18 protein-coding genes and 2 pseudogenes are annotated in these 17,134 nt (G+C 58.8%); 15 read left to right on the top strand and 5 right to left on the bottom strand.

The genetic code is table 11. The features are described 5' to 3' along the window. Position 1: 1 nt before the first annotated feature. The 8 genes and pseudogenes from C4J93_RS20240 (at position 2) to C4J93_RS20275 (ending at position 6,137) form a co-directional block, all read left to right on the top strand. Positions 2-271: a DUF2790 domain-containing protein gene (locus C4J93_RS20240; RefSeq protein ID WP_124364059.1), complete on the top strand. Its 270-nt coding sequence runs from the start codon at positions 2-4 to the stop codon at positions 269-271. A gap of 483 nt (positions 272-754) precedes the next feature. Further along, complete coding sequence (locus C4J93_RS20245; protein WP_124364060.1) at positions 755-2,005, top strand: ribonucleotide-diphosphate reductase subunit beta; 1,251 nt, start codon at positions 755-757, stop codon at positions 2,003-2,005. A gap of 311 nt (positions 2,006-2,316) precedes the next feature. Further along, positions 2,317-2,895 carry a Bro-N domain-containing protein gene (locus C4J93_RS20250; protein ID WP_124430314.1) on the top strand — a complete coding sequence of 193 codons (579 nt, stop codon included), beginning with the start codon at positions 2,317-2,319 and terminating at the stop codon, positions 2,893-2,895. Positions 2,896-2,994: 99 nt separating this feature from the next. After that, positions 2,995-3,708, top strand: a complete 714-nt coding sequence (locus C4J93_RS20255) for an HNH endonuclease signature motif containing protein (RefSeq protein WP_124430315.1) — start codon at positions 2,995-2,997, stop codon at positions 3,706-3,708. Between the two features lie 73 nt (positions 3,709-3,781). Then, positions 3,782-4,429 (top strand): HAD-IB family hydrolase, encoded by a 648-nt coding sequence (locus tag C4J93_RS20260; RefSeq protein WP_124365199.1) that lies wholly within the window; start codon positions 3,782-3,784, stop codon positions 4,427-4,429. Positions 4,430-4,510: 81 nt separating this feature from the next. Next, positions 4,511-4,645, top strand: a pseudogene (locus C4J93_RS27495) (MFS transporter); the annotation flags it as partial. A gap of 54 nt (positions 4,646-4,699) precedes the next feature. Next, on the top strand, positions 4,700-5,647 hold the full coding sequence (locus C4J93_RS20270; protein ID WP_124430316.1) for a hypothetical protein: 948 nt from the start codon (positions 4,700-4,702) through the stop codon (positions 5,645-5,647). A gap of 109 nt (positions 5,648-5,756) precedes the next feature. After that, positions 5,757-6,137 carry a helix-turn-helix transcriptional regulator gene (locus tag C4J93_RS20275; RefSeq protein ID WP_124405056.1) on the top strand — a complete coding sequence of 127 codons (381 nt, stop codon included), beginning with the start codon at positions 5,757-5,759 and terminating at the stop codon, positions 6,135-6,137. A gap of 75 nt (positions 6,138-6,212) precedes the next feature. Here C4J93_RS20275 and C4J93_RS20280 read toward each other — a convergent pair whose 3' ends face one another. The 3 genes from C4J93_RS20280 to C4J93_RS20290 form a co-directional block, all read right to left on the bottom strand. Further along, positions 6,213-7,754, bottom strand: a complete 1,542-nt coding sequence (locus C4J93_RS20280; protein WP_256660097.1) for an amidase family protein — start codon at positions 7,752-7,754, stop codon at positions 6,213-6,215. Between the two features lie 110 nt (positions 7,755-7,864). Continuing rightward, entirely contained in the window at positions 7,865-8,602 is a 738-nt protein-coding gene (locus C4J93_RS20285) for a hypothetical protein (RefSeq protein ID WP_177412801.1), read from the bottom strand. A gap of 107 nt (positions 8,603-8,709) precedes the next feature. Beyond that, positions 8,710-9,768 (bottom strand): MBL fold metallo-hydrolase, encoded by a 1,059-nt coding sequence (locus tag C4J93_RS20290; protein WP_124430317.1) that lies wholly within the window; start codon positions 9,766-9,768, stop codon positions 8,710-8,712. Positions 9,769-9,889: 121 nt separating this feature from the next. Here C4J93_RS20290 and C4J93_RS20295 point away from each other — a divergent pair, with 121 nt between their 5' ends. The 3 genes from C4J93_RS20295 to C4J93_RS20305 all read left to right on the top strand — a co-directional run bounded on the left by C4J93_RS20295 (position 9,890) and on the right by C4J93_RS20305 (position 12,627). Further along, positions 9,890-10,510, top strand: coding sequence for a TetR/AcrR family transcriptional regulator (locus tag C4J93_RS20295; RefSeq protein ID WP_124430318.1), 621 nt, complete (start codon positions 9,890-9,892; stop codon positions 10,508-10,510). Positions 10,511-10,718: 208 nt separating this feature from the next. After that, positions 10,719-12,038 (top strand): PAS domain-containing methyl-accepting chemotaxis protein, encoded by a 1,320-nt coding sequence (locus C4J93_RS20300; protein WP_124430912.1) that lies wholly within the window; start codon positions 10,719-10,721, stop codon positions 12,036-12,038. A 73-nt stretch (positions 12,039-12,111) separates the two neighbouring features. Continuing rightward, complete coding sequence (locus C4J93_RS20305; RefSeq protein ID WP_124430319.1) at positions 12,112-12,627, top strand: DUF1003 domain-containing protein; 516 nt, start codon at positions 12,112-12,114, stop codon at positions 12,625-12,627. Here C4J93_RS20305 and C4J93_RS20310 read toward each other — a convergent pair. Continuing rightward, positions 12,624-13,508, bottom strand: coding sequence for a LysR family transcriptional regulator (locus C4J93_RS20310; RefSeq protein WP_124430320.1), 885 nt, complete (start codon positions 13,506-13,508; stop codon positions 12,624-12,626). The two genes, C4J93_RS20305 and C4J93_RS20310, sit on opposite strands and share 4 nt — an antisense overlap. Positions 13,509-13,587: 79 nt before the next feature. On the opposite strand from C4J93_RS20310, the gene C4J93_RS20315 reads away from it, so the two are divergent. Then, positions 13,588-14,295, top strand: coding sequence for a CTP synthase (locus tag C4J93_RS20315; protein ID WP_124430321.1), 708 nt, complete (start codon positions 13,588-13,590; stop codon positions 14,293-14,295). Continuing rightward, the gene (locus tag C4J93_RS20320) at positions 14,292-14,615 is read left to right on the top strand and encodes an antibiotic biosynthesis monooxygenase (protein ID WP_124430322.1); all 324 of its coding nucleotides are present in this window, start codon (positions 14,292-14,294) and stop codon (positions 14,613-14,615) included. The genes C4J93_RS20315 and C4J93_RS20320 overlap by 4 nt, the downstream gene beginning before the upstream one ends. A gap of 316 nt (positions 14,616-14,931) precedes the next feature. Here C4J93_RS20320 and C4J93_RS20330 read toward each other — a convergent pair whose 3' ends face one another. Continuing rightward, on the bottom strand, positions 14,932-15,255 hold the full coding sequence (locus C4J93_RS20330; protein WP_124371627.1) for a DUF2025 family protein: 324 nt from the start codon (positions 15,253-15,255) through the stop codon (positions 14,932-14,934). Positions 15,256-15,487: 232 nt separating this feature from the next. Between C4J93_RS20330 and C4J93_RS20335 the strand changes: the two are divergent. Then, positions 15,488-16,638 (top strand): annotated as a pseudogene (locus C4J93_RS20335) (glycerophosphodiester phosphodiesterase family protein). Positions 16,639-16,729: 91 nt separating this feature from the next. Continuing rightward, on the top strand, positions 16,730-17,035 hold the full coding sequence (locus tag C4J93_RS20340; protein WP_124371629.1) for a PepSY domain-containing protein: 306 nt from the start codon (positions 16,730-16,732) through the stop codon (positions 17,033-17,035). Positions 17,036-17,134: the final 99 nt, after the last annotated feature.

Consider the following 17,134-nt stretch of genomic DNA (forward strand, 5'->3'; position numbering starts at 1 on the left):
AATGAAAGCGTTATTAGTTTTAGCCCTCAGCAGCCTGTGCGCCACCGCCGCCCTGGCCGACGAAGCCCCGACCGAGCTGGCTGGCCAGAACGCCCCGATTGTTGAGGACTATACCTACAGCACCCACTTGGACGTCGCTAAAGTAGTCTCCATGAGCAACATCCCGGAAGTATGCGAAGTTGTACCGGCAAAGATGGAATATGAAGATTCCCAAGGTCAGCGTCATATTCTTAATTATCATGTAATGGGTAACGGCTGCTCTAACGGCTGATTATTGGTTAGTGGATTCTTGTTCGCCGCAAGAAATCGTTCTTGCGGCAAAGAGCCGGTCCTTAATCCACCGCCCTCCCCTCCACAAAAAAACATCCCACCGCCCGTCAAAAACTTCCTACCCCGCCAACCCCCTGCAAACCCTCGCCCTGGCCCAAATAGCAGCCTTTTTGTCCGCTCACCGGGACAATCCGCCACAACACAAACCCGAATTTTTCCCTATAATGCGCGGGTAAATCGGGCCTGCAATATCCCTTTACACAGGGACGAAGAGCCAGACCTGAGGCCTCCGCTGGAGCAAGCCCCCGCCGCTCCGCACCTCAAGCCTCATGCAGAACCCGTAACCCAATTGCGTTTAATGCCTGCGCTAGCTGCTGCAACAAACGATTCCTTAAGATCCACCGCGGCCCGAGGGCCGTGTGAACACCCAACCATCCGGTTTCACACGGGCACCTTTGAGCCCTCACGCAGGAGACGACACGTCATGCTGAGCTGGGACGAATTCGACAAAGAAGAAGAAGGCGAAGTAGCCACCAAAGGCGCCAACGCCGGCCACGCCACCGAAGCCAACATGGACCGCCTTGACGGTGCCGGCGCTGCTGCCGCCATCGAAGCCCGCGCCGTCACCGCCAATGACTCCGCCGCCATCGTGCGCGCCAAGGCCGCCCTGGACAAACTCGACGTCGCCGAAGGCCTCGCCGAACTAGAAGGCGCCTCCGCCCGCGTCGCCGTTGACGAAAAACGCATGATCAACTGCCGCGCCGACCTCAACCAACTCGTGCCCTTCAAGTACGACTGGGCCTGGCAGAAATACCTCGACGGCTGCGCCAACCACTGGATGCCGCAAGAGGTCAACATGACCGCCGACATCGCCCTGTGGAAAGACCCCGAAGGCCTGACCGACGACGAACGACGCATCGTCATGCGCAACCTCGGCTTCTTCTCCACCGCCGACTCCCTGGTCGCCAACAACCTGGTGCTGGCCGTGTACCGCCTGATCACCAACCCGGAGTGCCGCCAGTACATCCTGCGCCAGGCCTTCGAAGAAGCGATCCACACCCACGCCTACCAGTACTGCATCGAATCCCTGGCCATGGATGAAGGCGAGATCTTCAACATGTACCACGAGATTCCATCGGTGGCCAAAAAGGCCGCCTGGGGCCTGAAGTACACCCGTTCGATCTCCGATCCCAAGTTCGAAACCGGCACCGTCGACACCGACAAGGAACTGCTGCGCAACCTGGTCGCCTACTACTGCGTGCTGGAAGGCATCTTCTTCTATTGCGGCTTCACCCAGATCCTCTCCATGGGCCGCCGCAACAAAATGACCGGCGTGGCCGAGCAGTTCCAGTACATCCTGCGCGATGAGTCGATGCACCTGAACTTCGGTATCGATGTGATCAACCAGATCAAAATCGAAAACCCGCATTTGTGGGATGCCGAGATGAAGGAAGAAGCGACCCAGATGATCCTGCAAGGTACGCAGCTGGAGATTGAATATGCGCGCGATACCATGCCGCGTGGGGTGCTGGGGATGAATGCGGCGATGATGGAGGATTACCTCAAGTTCATCGCTAACCGTCGTTTGTCGCAGATTGGGTTGAAGGAAGAGTATCCAGGGACGACTAACCCTTTCCCGTGGATGAGCGAGATCATGGACTTGAAGAAAGAGAAGAATTTCTTTGAGACTCGGGTGATTGAGTATCAGACTGGCGGCGCGCTGAGCTGGGATTGATTCCCAAGCTAAGCAAACTTGAGAAGCCCTGACTTGTTCAGGGCTTTTTTACGCCTCCATGAATAGGAAGTGTCTTACACCTTGATCATCCACAAAATGATTGATGCGAATTTCGATACTGATAGCCTCGTCTGCCGGTGCCTAAGAAACGCCCAACGTAGAAGCTAGCCCTGATCGAACAGTAGAAATCCGACTGATCTTTGGTCATGTGGGTGTAATGCTGCATTGATGGCGAGCCTGTTGGAGTTTCTTGAATCCGCTCTCTACGTTGGGCCCTAGCCCTCCTGAAAATCACGTAGAGGTCATAGGAAATGCCTAACCCATATCCGCTCGACTTACCGGCGGCCAAGAATGCAGTAATGCCTGAGCCTTCTATTGCTGTCGTGTTCACCAGACATCATCTTCCTCTACACGCCCTCCTTTTAGAAAACCAACCATGGTTCTGTGCGCGGGATCTCGGGCGCTTGATGGGTTACTGCTTGGATGAACGAACGACTCGTAAGCTCGATGCCGATCAACGGCAATACCTGAAGTTACTGCTCCACGGTCAACCGGAAGAAATGCTGATGATCAGCGAATCCGGTGCGTATGCACTGTTGGTCTATCACTACGCCCCGGAAAACAGGCTGTTACGTAGCTGGCTCACCCATGAAGTCGTTCCGACGTTGCGCGACGAGCGTCAGCCGCGAACGGTGGAGCGACCGCTACTGAGCATGCTGGATTGGCCTGAGATGTCGTTGAACCTGCTGCACTGGCAGGATGAAGGCTGGATTCGCCTTCGAGACATGCCGTATCTGTTGGTCAATCGAACCTATCGGAAAGAGTCCGCAAGGACTTCATGGTGGCGCAAGGTCACTCAACCTTTCCGAATGAAGCAGCGAATCTACTAACTCTGACGACCGCCGAATCCTACCAATGCGTAGGAAATTTCGTAGACGCAATAATGGCTACTCAGTATCGTCCGAGGGTTTTCTACCCTCGGCGGCTGTATGGATATTACGAAAGACAAAACGGACTGGAGCGACGCGGAGCTGGCAGCTGCGGTCGAGGCATACCTAAAGATGTTGGCCTGGGAAAAGAATGGCCACCCTTTCAACAAAGCCCTCGAAAACCGCCTTCTACGTGAAGGCCCAGTGGCAGGCCGCGCGAAGGGCTCCATCGAATTTCGCATGCAAAATATCTCAACCGTTCTGGTACGTATGGGCAGGGACCGCATCGAAGGCTATAAGCCTGCGAAGAACGTGGGCACAGGCGTGGAGCAACGCATCCGCCAAGCGCTGGCCGCGCAGGGTGTATTCGAATCCGAAGACGCTGCCCAAACAGCAGACGAGCAAACGCTCATCCGCCGCGCGTCCAAACTGCAGCAACAACCTTTCACTAAGCTACCGGACGGCATTGCCCAGCCGCAGAAGGTCTCGACCATCAGCACCGCTTTTGTTCGCGACCCAAAGGTACGCGCCTGGGTACTGAAAGAGGCCGAGGGCATCTGCGAAGGCTGCGGCTCTAACGCGCCGTTTGAGGTCGACGGTTTGCCATTTCTTGAAGTACATCACGTCAAGCACCTAGCCCAGAAGGGTTCGGATCGCATCACCAATGCTGTAGCCTTGTGCCCCAATTGCCATCAGCGTTGTCACCGGTCGAGTGACCGGGAGTCGTTCACCGAAGGGCTTTACGCCAAGATCGGAAGATTGGCACGGGAGTAGACTCCTGCTGTCACACCTGATGCACATTCAAAAAAATACTAGATAGGACCGAGGCCAACCCGTGAACCCAGACATGCTCGAAGCCGGCCCCGTTGACGCCAAAGTACTTTCCGTCTTTGACTTCGACGGCACCCTCACCCACCACGACAGTTTCGTGCCCTTCCTCAAGTTTGCCTTCGGCACTGGCGCGTTTTATGGCCGGATGGTCAAGCTGGCGGTGCCGGGGCTGCGCTTTTTGGTGCGGCAGATCAGCCGGGATGAATTGAAGGCGCAGTTGATCCGCACTTTCATGACCGGGGTGGAGAAGGCGTGGGTGCAGCGCAAGGCCGAGGAGTATTGCCAGCGCAATTGGGCGCGGTTGATGCGCCCGGCGGGCGTGTTGTCGGTGGAACAGGAGTTGGGCTCGGGAGCGGTGGTGACGCTGTGTTCGGCGTCGCCGGCGCTGGTGTTGCAGCCGTTTGCCGATCGGCTGGGGATCCGCTTGATCGGGACTGAGCTTGAGGTGGTCGACGGGGTGTTGACCGGTAAGCTCACCGGGAATAATTGCCGCTGTGAGAATAAGGTGCTGCGGCTTGAGGCGGTGTATGGGGATCTGGGCGAGTATCGGCTCCGGGCCTGGGGCGATACGCGCGGGGATCGGGAGTTGCTGGCGGCGGCTCAGGATGCGCATTTTCGACATTTTCATGCGAAGAAGAAAAGGCGGGCTCGGTTGCAACGGTGATGCGGGCACAGGGGTGGCTGGGAGACTGAGTGATCCCATCGGAGCCTCGCTAAAGCTCGACACCTCCCACATTTGATTGTCATCGGTCCGTTGATTTGCGTGTACCTGCTGATCAACGCCGCGCCGGCCAGCATGTTTTATGCCTTGGCGGCATTGACCACAGCCGGGGGCACACTGTGCTTCCTGAGTGGGCGGCGGGTTGCAGGTTCTTGCTGATATTTGCGCAGGTTCTCGCTATTAATAGCCAAACCTCTCACGGACCCGAGCCCCATGAAATTCGACACGGCCTACAGCCTGAGTCTCGATGACAAACTGTCAATCTATGACGTACGAGACCTGAATTTCGACGAAACCGCCGATTTCGATTCCGACAACGACCGCTTTCTCTGCCCCAACGATGTGTGCCGTGCGGCATTTGATACGGGCAATACGCTGAGCACCTTCAACGCGAAAAACGTCAACTACCAGCGCACGCCGCATTTCAAGAACAAGACCAGCACCCGGCATATTGATGGTTGCCGCTACGCCAGCACCCATAAGAGCGCGATCGGTGAAAGCGATGACGAGCGCGAGGAAAATTTCCCGTCGGAGTTTGTGCTCACACGACGTCAATACACACGCAGGAGCCTTCTGACAGGCGCCGAGAACGTCGCCCTGCAAGACCCGGTGAAAGCCCCAGCGGATCGCGTCTCTACATCCCACGCCAACAACGACACTACCCCAGATAAAACCAGCGTATTCGCCCACCCGGTGGAATGCTACGTGTCGAATATCGACGACAAGGACAAGCTCAAATCAATGCCGTTGAAAATCGGCGAGCACACGGCGACGTACTGGACGTTTTTCAAGAAAATCGAATACCTGCAAGACAACCAGGGCCTGATCTATTGGGGCAAGATCAAAGCCATCAAGGACTACACCAACAGTGTTCGCATCGATTTCGAAAAGAAGGTATGGCTCGACAAGAAGCCCTACTCCGTCAACGTCTACCTGAGCAAGAAACTGCTCGATAGCTACCGCAAGCGCACGGCATTCCTGGCGCAGATCAAGGCTGCGGCGGGCAGCGAACGACCGTTGTATTGCTTTTTCTATGGCGTGACGCCGCAGCTCAAGCAGGTACCGAGCCAGAAGAACCCCGAACAGACGTTCGGGGTATTCAGCGCGAATATTGAAAACCTGGATCATCTGATCATCCGGGAGGCGCCGGGGATGGAGTAAACGCACACTGAAAAACACCACCCATTGCCCTGAGTTGATGAGCGGTACAAACAACTGTATAAAAAAACAGTATAGTTGTGCCTCCCCTGTCGAACCTGGAGAAATCCCCATGTCCTCTCTGGCAATGAGCTCTTACGTAGAACAGCAGATCGTCCTTCATCAATTCACCGCCAAACACTGCGCCCAGGCGCGCATCATGTTGGGCTGGAGCCGCGAAGAGCTGGCCCGCGAGGCCGGCGTGGCGGTGCAAGCCATTCAACAATTGGAAAGCCACGGCGACGTGGATGATGACACTCGATTGGCCCTGGCATTTTGCCTGGAAGCGCAAGGGCTGGTGTTTTTCCCAGGGTTCGCACCGGGGTGGGGGATGAGTAAACGCCGGTTCGACAGCATATCGGCCGAACCGGCAGCGCCAGGCCTCCTCTCTCGGTTGCTGGGCTCACCCGCTGCATCAAATGAGTCACCCACTCCCCAACCGAATGGTGCGTAGAGTCCAGCCTGATCAGCGGCAATGCAATGGATTAACCCGCTTTCATGCTGCTTTCAAGCAGAGGCTGAATCACATTCAGACGTTGCCTGCAGGCCCCTCAACCGCGTTATCTGCCATTACGGGTGCTGGCGTAAAGGGAGCGCCAGGGCGGAATGCCGGCTGTTTAATCGCCCGTGTGGCTTGCTCATAAACATAGGCCGCCGACAGCACTGTGGCATCGTTGTTAGCCGACCCGTAAAGGTAAAGCGCCGTTGGCATCCCCTCATCATCAAGGCCGGACGGAATGGACATTCCCGGATAACCTGCCGCAGCGCTGAAAAAATAGTTGTTTGAGAGGAAGTTCGACACCATCGCATCGAGCCTGTGCTTTTTCATCGGATCATCGATGGTTTTCTGGAAAACCGGAATGACGGCCGCCCACAGCTTATCGCGCTGGTCCTGAGTGCTCACCAGGCCATTGATAAGCTCCAACACTTTCTGGTCGGGCTCACCGGGCTGCTGGTGACGCTTATTGAAAGCAATCAGCTCCGAAAGCGATTTGACAGGCAAACCCTCGCGCCCGGCGAGATACTCTTCCAGTTGGTGCTTGACGTCTGAAAATAATGCTTCGTTGTAATCGGCGTAGGTTTGCTCAGCGACGCCATCCTCCAGCGTTCCCACGGGCACCAGGATCGCACCTTGAGACTTCAACACCTCAAGCGCATCCGCGTAATGCTTACGGTCCGCCCGCTTCGCGGGGTCTTTGGCCTCCTCTACGGACAATTCAGGCACAGGTGTGTAGCCAATTCGCTTGCCTTTCAAGGCATCGGAGCGCAGTCCCTCGGTGTAAAGCGTGGTCTGGGTCATGGCGTTGAGCGCTTCTGCCGCATCGCAGACATTGCGCGTGAACGTGCCAATCGTATCCATGCGTGAACTGGTCATGACACCCTCGGTACTCAGCAAGCCCACGGAGGTTTTCAAGCCAAAAACGCCGTTGTAGGCCGCGGGAGTAGTGATCGATCCGTTGGTTTCCACCCCTAACGCCAGCGGCACATGCCCCTGGGCTACCGCCACGGCAGAACCTGAGCTCGAACCCGCTACCGCCCCGCCCAGGCGATGCGGGTTCAGCGTCTGGCCGCCTCGGGAGCTCCAGCCATCCACCGGTGATTCAGAACGGAAGTTAGACAGTTCGCTCATGTTGGTTTTACCTACAACCACCACGCCGGCCTTCAGCAAGTTGTCCACGACCTTGGCATTTTGAATGGCGGCCTTGCCCACCAGAGCCTTGGAACCGGCGCTTGTCTGCATACGGTCCTTGGTTTCGAATACATCCTTGAGCGCGATCGGAACGCCGTGCAAATACCCGCGCACCTGGCCTTTTTCACGTTCAAGGTCCAGCGCCCTGGCTTGCTGGAGCGCATCCGGGTTGGTTTCTATGAACGCGTTACCGCCCTGCAGCCCATGATCAATATTGGCAATTTGTCGGAACGTGTCTTTCACCAGCGATTCTGAGGTGACCCCGTCGCGGCAGGCCATCTCCACAGACATTTGACATACGCCCTTGAAGCCCTGCGGCAGATTTGAAAGCGCTTGCAACAGGCCTGTCGCCCACCCACCTGCCGAAACTGGTCCGATCATGGAAATACCCCTGTAGTTGACTGAAAGAGAGCTATCGGCCGATAACCCAACACCAGTCTAAGAGGCTGTTCCGGCGTCGCTATGCAGGCTAATCCTGCTGCCCGGTATGATCATTCCGTACCCGGTGTGGGCGCGACAGTTGATAGTAGCTGGCGGTAAGTTTGCAGCAGGACCTGCACGCGATCAGCCGCCCAGCGGGCCCCGTAAAACCAGAGTTGGGTGCCATCCTCCAGTGCCTGACAGGCGCTGGGGTATCCACTTCTGCGCGCTGCATGAAACGCCGCACTCTGAGCGTCTGACACCAGGGCATCCAAACGATGGCTGGCCACGAGCGCATCGATGGCCGTACCGGATTCGAGAGGGTCGTCCGTACGCTGCGCGTCCACTGCGACTAATTGCACACCCGCTTGGCCGAGGATAACGAAGGCACGGTGCAAGGTTGCACGCTGGTCCGTGGGTTCAACATGCCCACCGCGTACGTAGCGGATGGCATAGCCGATGCGCCACCCCGCCAGCACAGGGGAGGCAGTAAAAGCGCTGTTGTTTTGCACCAGGGGCACTTCAACCATCACGGGCCCAGTGGGGTCGACACCACTGAGGGCAACCAGTGATAACGCGGGGTCTCGTGTGGGCTTGATCATTGGAGGCAAGGCGTTATAGCCGGGTATGAGTACCGTCCCCTCAGCGCGTCCGGCACCGAAAACGATAGCACCGGTGCTGGCGTTATCGGTTCGCGCCTGGGTGACGGTTGAAGAACCAGGATCGGCATGCTCGCCTGATACGGCGAGCGACGATGCCGAGAGGCACGGCATGCCCAGTCGCCAGAGTTTCTTGCAGTCCTCGTTCATTGCAACGCCCCTCGAAATTAACTTTCCGACGGATCATCGCACTCTCTTCTGACGTTTGTCGCAGAGTCGAAACACCCTGAAAAACACCTTTCTCACAGGCTCTTCAGCTAACCCGCAGCCTGTTCTTTCACATCCTGAGTCTCTACCTCCAACCACCACGCATGCCCTCGTTCGGGCTGGTTAAGCCGGAACGCTTGCCCCATCGCCGGCGTAGTAATCGACACGTTGCGCTCCCAGGCCAGCGCCATGATGCGGTCGAACGGCTCGTGCCAGGCGTGAAACGCCAAGTCGAACGTACCGTTGTGAATCGGTAGCAACCAGCGGCCCCTGAGGTCGATATGCGCCTGTAACGTTTGCTCCGGCTGCATATGCACATGAGGCCAGTCGACGTTATAGGCGCCGGTTTCCATCAGGGTCAGGTCAAACGGTCCGTATTGCTCGCCGATCCGCTTGAAGCCGTCGAAATAACCCGTGTCGCCGCTGAAAAAGATCCGCCGCGCGTCATCGATCATCACCCAGGAACACCACAGGGTCTGGTTGCCGTCAAACAGTCCACGCCCGGAAAAATGCTGCGCCGGCGTGGCAACAAAACGAATGCCATCGACCTCGGTGCCCTGCCACCAATCCAGTTGCCGCACCTTGGCGGCGTCCACCCCCCATTTGACCAGGGTGTCTCCCACCCCTAAGGGCGCAAGAAAGTACCGCGTCTTGGCGGCCAATTGGATGACCGCCGTGCGGTCGAGGTGGTCGTAGTGATTGTGGGAAAGGATCACCGCTTCCAACGGCGGCAGCTCCTCCAGACTGATCGGGGGTTGGTGAAAGCGCTTGGGGCCGGCCCAACTGAACGGTGAGGCGCGTTCGGCGAACACGGGGTCGGTGATCCAGAATTTACCGCGCATTTTCAACAACACGGTTGAATGGCCCAGGCGGAACACGCTGTGATCGGGGGCTGCCGCCAAGTGCTCGCGGGTCAGGGGTTGTACCGGGATGTTGCCCACAGGCCTTGTGGTGCGCGGCTTGTTAAACAACATGTTCCAAAAAATACGCAAGGTCTTGCCAAAGCCACCGTGGGGCACCGGCGCGTCGTTGGTGAAATGCCCCTGGTCGCGCTCGGCAGGCCTGGGCGCAGTGGATGTCGGGCCAACACGGGTTGAAATCGTAGCCATTACAGAGTGACTCCTGCGTCCGCTCATAAATTACACTGCACAGTGTAGTTTCTACATTGCAACAAAACCCGAAGCAAGTAAACTGCCGAGTGTAATTTCATTTTTGAGCCGAACCTCCTCCATGACTGCCTCCCAACGCCTCACCGACCGTAAACGCGAAGCCATCGTGGCAGCGGCCATCGTCGAATTTCGCGAGCATGGCTTCGAGGTCACCAGCATGGACAGGATCGCCGCCACGGCCGGGGTTTCCAAGCGCACGGTCTACAACCACTTCCCCAGTAAAGAAGAGCTGTTCGCCGAAATACTCCACCAATTGTGGGCCAGCAGCGCCGCGCAACTGGATGTGGCGTACAGCCGCGACCAACCACTGCGCAATCAACTGCGCGGGTTGCTGGAAGCGAAAATGAAGATGATGGCGGATGCCAACTTCCTCGACCTGGCACGCGTGGCCATCGCGGCCACTATTCATTCGCCTGAACGGGCCCAAGACATGGTCAACCGCTTGAGCGAGCGCGAAGAAGGCTTTACCCAGTGGGTTCGCGCCGCCCAGGAAGATGGCCGCCTGAGTTGCAAAGACCCGGCGTTCGCGGCTCACCAGATACAAAGCCTGCTCAAAGCCTTTGCGTTCTGGCCGCAGATCACCCTTGGCCAACCCACCCTCGACGCAACGTCCCAGGCTCATGTGATCGAATCGGCGATTGATCTGTTCCTTGCAGGCTATGAGGTCAGTCCGCCGCAGTAGCACAATGCCGCCATTGGTCGCCTCGCTAGAAATGTGCCGCCCGAAGGCGAACTTCCTGGCAGGCCGATCACTCTGAACCCGTTGTTCCCCCCCTCTGTCAGCACAAGGAGCTGGCAATGAGCAAGTCAACCGTGAGGCCCAGGTGCCCTACGGGGTCAGGCGCATTTACATGGATACCTCATACGCATGCCTGCTCGAGCTTCCGATCATGCTATTCAACGCTTACAAAAAAACCATCACCGCCTTGCAACACACCACTGCACAACAGGCCAGCCTGCTGGATGCGATCGAGCGCTCGATGGCGGTTATCGAATTCGATGTGCAGGGCACCGTGCTGCGCGCCAATGACAATTTCTTCAAGACCTTGGGCTACCGCGCCGACCAGATCCTGGGCCAGCCCCACCGGATGTTCTGCACACCGGCGTTTGCGCGCAGCGCCGACTACAACCAGCTGTGGACACACCTGCGCAACGGCCAATTCCAGTCCGGCACCTTTGAACGGGTAGGCGCCAACGGCGCATCGGTGTGGCTGGAAGCCAGCTACAACCCGGTACGCGATGAAGCCGGTCGCGTGATCAAAGTGGTGAAGTACGCCATGGACGTCACCCCCCGCCTGCAAGCCGAAAGTGAAGCCAATGCCAAGCTGCAAGCCATCGACCGCGCCATGGCGATGATCGAATTCAACCTCGATGGCACCATCATCACCGCCAATGCCAACTTCCTGCAGCGCATGGGTTACAGCCTGGCGCAGATCCAGGGCAAGCATCACCGCCTGTTCTGCACCCCGGCGCTGGCCAGCAGTCCAGCCTATAGCGAGTTCTGGAAGCGCCTGAACCAGGGTGAACTGTTCAGCGGCCAGTTCGAACGGGTGGACAAGCACGGCAATACGCTGTGGCTCGAGGCCAACTACAACCCGGTGTACGACGCCAGCGGGCGCCTGTGCAAAGTGGTGAAGTTCGCCTCGGACGTCACGGCCCGTGTGCAACAGCATGCGGCCGACGCGCAAAGCGCTGCGCAGGCTTATCACCTGTCGCTGAACACCCAGGACATGGCCGAAAAAGGCGCCGAGGTGATTCAGAAAACCGCCACCGGCATGCGCGACATCGCCGTTGATATCGACGCCTCTTCGCAACTGATCGCCAAGCTGGGCGAGCGGTCGCAACAGATCACCACCATCGTCAACACCATTCGCGGCATCGCCGACCAGACCAACCTGCTGGCCCTCAACGCCGCCATCGAAGCGGCCCGCGCGGGCGAGCAAGGCCGCGGCTTTGCGGTGGTGGCCGATGAAGTACGCCAATTGGCGGCGCGTACCAGCGGCTCCACGGCGGAAATTTCCGGCATGATCGCCATGATCCAGGACGAAACCCGCCAGGCCATCGACAGCATGGACGCCACCCGCGACCGTGCGGCCCAGGGCGTGGAACTGGCCAACCAGGCCGGTACGGTGATCCTGCAGATCCGTGAAGGCACCAGCGAGGCGGTACAGGCGATGAGCGCGTTTGCCAACGCGCGGGGCAACCGCTGACGGCTTCTTCATGTGCGGGCCGAGGGCTGGGTCTATAGTGCGTGATGCCTCACGCCACCGACTCGAGCCCGCCATGACCGATAAACCTGACCCAACCCCTGTCGACCCCTTGCGCTTCCACCGACATCACGCCCACCTGGCACCGACCTTTGGCAACGATACCTTTGCCCTCAAGGCCGAAGCCTTTGCGCGGTTCTTTGGCACACCGACCTTCCTCGGCGCGCAAACCGCCATTGTGGTGCTGTGGGTGGTGCTGAACGCGACCGGCATCACCCACTTCGATGTATACCCATTCATCCTGCTCAACCTGGCCTTCAGCCTGCAATCCGCTTACGCCGCGCCGTTGATCCTGCTGGCCCAGACGCGCCAGGCTGCGCGCGACAAAGCCCAGTCTGACGCCGACGCACAACACCGCGAAGCCCTGGCCACCGCCAACACCGCCCGCCAGGCCCAGGCCGCACAAACCACCAAACAGTTGCTGGAGCTACTGGAACAAAACACGCGGCTGACGGAAATGACTAAACAGCTGACCGAACGGATCGAAACCCTGACGTGCGAAATGCATGCGCAGTTTGTGCGAAAAACTTAACTGCGCAACCCGCTTACATGTCGCCCCAGTTCATCAAACAGGGTCACCACTGAACGCAACGCCCGGCAATCAGGACGCGTCAGCAGCCACAGCGCCGTGTCATGCCCTGCCAATGCGCAGCCCAGTGGTTGCAGGCCATCGTCTATCAGAAAATCCGGCAGCGCCGCCACCCCCAGCCCGGCGCGCACCAACTCGGTCACCGACTGCATGCTGTTGCAACGATAACCGGGACGCACGCCCGGCAGATACTCACGGCGCCAGGCCACCGTGGGATGGTCAGGTAAAAAGTCGTCCGGCGCGATCCAGGCCAGGTCAGCCAGCTCCTGGCCTGCATGCCGACGCGCATAGTCGGCGCTGGCGCACACCTGATACGTCACCGTCCCCAGGCAACGTCCGACAAGATGCTCCGGCGGCTTGCTGGTCAGACGCAGCGCGATATCGGCATCGCGGCGGCTGAGGTTGGCGAAATCATTGGAGGTGCTCAGTTCCAGGATCAGCGCCGGATAATTCGCCATGAACCTGGCCAGGGCCGGCAGCAGCAGACCTTGCAGCACAGCGTCGGTGCAGGTCAGGCGCACCGTGCCGCTGATCACTTCCCCGCCCTGCTCCACACCGATGCGCGCGGCCTCCAGGGCAAGTTCTGCGCGCTCGGCCTGTTGCGCCAAGTGGGTGGCCAATCCGGTGGGCAGATAACCGGCACGGTTTTTTTCAAACAACGTCTGGCCAAGAGCAGCTTCCAGGCGCCGCACCGCCCGGAACACGGTGGACACATCCACCCGCAGCAGCCCGGCGGCCCGCGCCAGGGTGCCGCCGCGAACCAGGGCGAGGACCAGCGACAGGTCGTTATAGTCGACTTGATAGTGCACGGCTGCATTGAGCATGTGGGCAAATGCCAATATTGATTGCGTGAGCGCCAATCTATAGTGCCCCTCAGGACACCACAAGCCATGGGATCACACGATGAAAGACGCCCCGCTGCACCTCGCTCTGATCGGCGATTACAACCCTGACGTGATTACGCACCAGGCCATTCCCGTGGCGCTGCAACAAGCAGCCCAAGTCTTGAAGCTGAGCGTCAAGGTGCAATGGCTCGACACCGACACCATCACCGCCACGGCCTCGCTGCATGGGTTCGACGGTTTCTGGTGCGTGCCCGCCAGCCCGTACCGCGACACCGAAGGCGCACTGCGAGCCATCCGGTTCGCCCGCGAACAGCGGCGACCTTTCCTCGGCACTTGCGGTGGTTTTCAACACGCGGTGCTGGAATATGCCCGCAACGTGCTGGGCTGGGCGGATGCCGAACACGGCGAGTTGGTACCGGGCGCTAAACGTGCCGTCATCACGCCGTTGAGTTGTGCGCTGGTGGAGGCCGACGACACCGTGCGCCTGGAGCCCTACACCCGTATCGCGCAAGCCTATGGCAGCCTGGATATCCACGAAGGTTATCGGTGCCGCTACGGCATCAACCCCGAGTTCGCTCATGCACTGCTTGAAGGAGAGATGATTGCCAGCGGTCACGACGCTGCAAACGACCTTCGAGCGGTGGAGCTGCTGAACCACCCCTTTTTCGTCGCCACCCTGTTCCAACCCGAACGCGCCGCCCTCAAAGGCATCACACCGCCGCTGGCGATTGCCCTGCTCACGGCGTGCCGGGAGGCCTCGGCATGATCGCCAAGACACCGGCGCCGCCCTACTACGCGGTAATCTTCAGCTCACTGCGCACCGATGGCGACCAGGGCTACGGTCAGGCCGCCGCGCGCATGCTGGAACTGGCGCATGAACAGCCGGGATTTCTGGGCGTGGAATCGGTGCGGGAAGAAGGCCTGGGGATCACCGTGTCTTATTGGAGCAGCGAAGCGGCGATCCTGGCCTGGAAACAGCAGGCCGAACATCAGCAGGTGCGCGAGCAAGGACGCTCCCTCTGGTACACAGCGTTTCATACCCGCGTGTGCAAGGTGGAGCGGGCCTATAGCTTCCACACTGAATGATCGCGCGTCTGCAAAATGCATAGGTATCTACACAACTTTGTAGCAGCGGCCTACGCTAACCACGATGCGAAGCGAGCCGCTCTTGATCTTGCTCTTAGGCGCCCAGTTAAACCACGCCAGCCGCCGTTACCGCAGCAACGGATATGTACTCGCTCTGATCCAACATCCTGGTCGGCTGTCAGGCCGCCATCGGGGGCAAGCCCCCTCCCACATTTTGGGCGCGGGGCGTCAGTTAGAGAGGCTTCGGCTCGCGAGTCGTCACAGGTTCAGGTTCGTGCCAAGTTGTGTAGATACCTACGCTGCAAATGGCCTGCGCTTAACTGACCAAACTACGCAACGCACTGATCTGCGGGATTTCAACCCGGCGCATATACACCCGCAGCGGTTCGCTGATGTTGATGCGATCGTCAATGTTTTGTGCGAGCAGCAACTGAATGCGCGCGCGGGACAGGATCATGCTGTGGTCGGCAGCCGGTTCCCAGACGAACTCGGCTGTGGGGATGATGCCGTCATCGGCCACGTCCATGCCGAAGGCATCTTCGCTGAAACGTACGATGTACTGGCCCGTCTTGCGGTTCAGGCCGACAAAACCGTGGAGTTGGTCGGCGGCCTGGCAGATAAGTTCGGAAGTGATGCGCATGGTAAACCTCACTGAAAAGTCCTACTGGGACTGGAAAGATGGTTTACACGCGTGGCAGAAAATACCGTCCTCTAACGGGACAGCTTCGGTTAAGGGTACTGCAATGCATCACAAAAAAACCGACAAAAATGGCCCGTGCACACGTTAATGTCGGTTTGGTGATAGCGCCTTTCGCAATCAATTGTTAAAAAGGACACCTTCTCAAAGTTACCTCCATGAAAGGACTTCGCTTATGCCTGTCACGTTAACCAACGGCCCGGTGCACGCCACGCTAGGGAGTGCCTTGCTGCTGGCGCTGATGCTTGGCATTGGCCCTGTACAGGCTGCCGACCCGATCAGTCCGGCTGAACTGGCGACAAACGAAGGCATTCCCTACCCTGCCGTGATCGCCCACCGTGGCGCCTCCTATGACGCCCCGAGTCCACCGCCGCCGCTTACAAGGTCGCGCGCGACCTGGGCGCCGACTATCTGGAGCTGGACCTGCAGCGCAGCAAGGACGGCGTATTGTTCGCCCTGCACGACAACAACCTGCAACGCACCACCGACGTGGCGACCAAGTTCCCCGAGCGCAAAGACGCGCCGGCCAACGAATTCACCTGGAAAGAGCTGCAAACCCTCGACGCCGGCAGCTGGTTCAACGCCGCCTACCCGGACCGCGCGCGCCCTGGTTTCGTCGGCCTGAAAATTCAGAGCCTGGATGACATCATCAAAATCGCCGAAGGCAATCCGCAACACAAACCCGGCTTGTACATCGAGACCAAGGAGCCCAAGCAATTTCCGGGCATCGAGGCCGACCTGAAAAACAAGCTGCTGGACAAGGGCTGGTTGAGTTCCGCCGGCTCCAAGCTGGGCAAGAGCAACACCGGTGTCGGCCAAGGCAAGGGCCGCGTGGTGCTGCAAACCTTCGAGGTGGCCAGCCTGAAAGAACTGCAGAAAGAAATGCCCAACACACCGAAGATCCTGCTGCTGTGGGTCGGTGAAGGCAGCATCGAACCGAAATCCAAAGTGCCCTTCGCCGAGTCCGGCGAGCCGACCAAAGCCGCCTATTACGCCAAGCAGGAACCAAAGGATGCGGCCGAGTTCGAAAAATGGGTCGACCAGGCCAAGAGCCTGGGCGCCATCGGCACTGGCCCTTCGGCGGAGCTGACCGACCACGGCGACCAAAGCTACACCGACCTGGTCAAGCCTGACATGAACAAGCTGACCCACGACAAGGGCCTGCTGGTGCATGTGTACACCGTGGATGAACCGGTTGATTTCGACAAGGTGATGAAGGCCGGCGTCGATGGCATCTTTACCAACCGCGCTGCCGAACTGCTGAAGTTCTACAAGCGCTGGCCGTCGTCCAGCGTGCAGGACCTGCTGAACGACCATAAGTACTGAGGCGTTTGTGGCAGTCAGCCATTAAGCATGAGTTAAGTTGCGCCGGTTAATCTGGCGCCACTTAAACAGTTCAACCAGAAGGACACACACCATGAAAACCTTGACCACTCTGTTCGCCGCCACTGCCCTGACTCTGACTGCCGGTTTGGCACAGGCTGATGTTCGTCCGGACCAGATTCCAGGCCTGCTCAAATCCGGTGACGTGATGGCGTTTGAAAAACTCAACGCTGCCGCCGTCGCCAAGCATGCCGGCGCCACCATCAACGACACCGAACTGGATCACGAAGCCGGCAAGCTGGTCTACGAAGTGGACCTGACCGACACCACCGGCAAGAAGTGGGACGTGAAGCTCGACGCCAAAACAGGCGCCGTACTGGAAGACAAGCAAGACACCTGAGTTCGATCCCCAAAAAACGCGCCACCTCCGGGTGGCGCGTTTTTTTATGGGCGCTCGCCAGACCGTCACATAACCGTCATCGCGCCTTGCAATGATTCG

Source organism: Pseudomonas sp. R2-37-08W, from assembly GCF_003851705.1.
Classification (GTDB): domain Bacteria; phylum Pseudomonadota; class Gammaproteobacteria; order Pseudomonadales; family Pseudomonadaceae; genus Aquipseudomonas.

Bases quoted from the DNA above. Each gene is read 5' to 3' on its own strand.
- C4J93_RS20240 (WP_124364059.1), top strand. From the start codon at position 2: ATGAAAGCGTTATTAGTTTTAGCCCTCAGCAGCCTGTGCGCCACCGCC.
- C4J93_RS20245 (WP_124364060.1), top strand. From the start codon at position 755: ATGCTGAGCTGGGACGAATTCGACAAAGAAGAAGAAGGCGAAGTAGCC.
- C4J93_RS20250 (WP_124430314.1), top strand. From the start codon at position 2,317: ATGCCTAACCCATATCCGCTCGACTTACCGGCGGCCAAGAATGCAGTA.
- C4J93_RS20255 (WP_124430315.1), top strand. From the start codon at position 2,995: ATGGATATTACGAAAGACAAAACGGACTGGAGCGACGCGGAGCTGGCA.
- C4J93_RS20260 (WP_124365199.1), top strand. From the start codon at position 3,782: ATGCTCGAAGCCGGCCCCGTTGACGCCAAAGTACTTTCCGTCTTTGAC.
- C4J93_RS20270 (WP_124430316.1), top strand. From the start codon at position 4,700: ATGAAATTCGACACGGCCTACAGCCTGAGTCTCGATGACAAACTGTCA.
- C4J93_RS20275 (WP_124405056.1), top strand. From the start codon at position 5,757: ATGTCCTCTCTGGCAATGAGCTCTTACGTAGAACAGCAGATCGTCCTT.
- C4J93_RS20280 (WP_256660097.1), bottom strand. From the start codon at position 7,754: ATGATCGGACCAGTTTCGGCAGGTGGGTGGGCGACAGGCCTGTTGCAA.
- C4J93_RS20285 (WP_177412801.1), bottom strand. From the start codon at position 8,602: ATGAACGAGGACTGCAAGAAACTCTGGCGACTGGGCATGCCGTGCCTC.
- C4J93_RS20290 (WP_124430317.1), bottom strand. From the start codon at position 9,768: ATGGCTACGATTTCAACCCGTGTTGGCCCGACATCCACTGCGCCCAGG.
- C4J93_RS20295 (WP_124430318.1), top strand. From the start codon at position 9,890: ATGACTGCCTCCCAACGCCTCACCGACCGTAAACGCGAAGCCATCGTG.
- C4J93_RS20300 (WP_124430912.1), top strand. From the start codon at position 10,719: ATGCTATTCAACGCTTACAAAAAAACCATCACCGCCTTGCAACACACC.
- C4J93_RS20305 (WP_124430319.1), top strand. From the start codon at position 12,112: ATGACCGATAAACCTGACCCAACCCCTGTCGACCCCTTGCGCTTCCAC.
- C4J93_RS20310 (WP_124430320.1), bottom strand. From the start codon at position 13,508: ATGCTCAATGCAGCCGTGCACTATCAAGTCGACTATAACGACCTGTCG.
- C4J93_RS20315 (WP_124430321.1), top strand. From the start codon at position 13,588: ATGAAAGACGCCCCGCTGCACCTCGCTCTGATCGGCGATTACAACCCT.
- C4J93_RS20320 (WP_124430322.1), top strand. From the start codon at position 14,292: ATGATCGCCAAGACACCGGCGCCGCCCTACTACGCGGTAATCTTCAGC.
- C4J93_RS20330 (WP_124371627.1), bottom strand. From the start codon at position 15,255: ATGCGCATCACTTCCGAACTTATCTGCCAGGCCGCCGACCAACTCCAC.
- C4J93_RS20340 (WP_124371629.1), top strand. From the start codon at position 16,730: ATGAAAACCTTGACCACTCTGTTCGCCGCCACTGCCCTGACTCTGACT.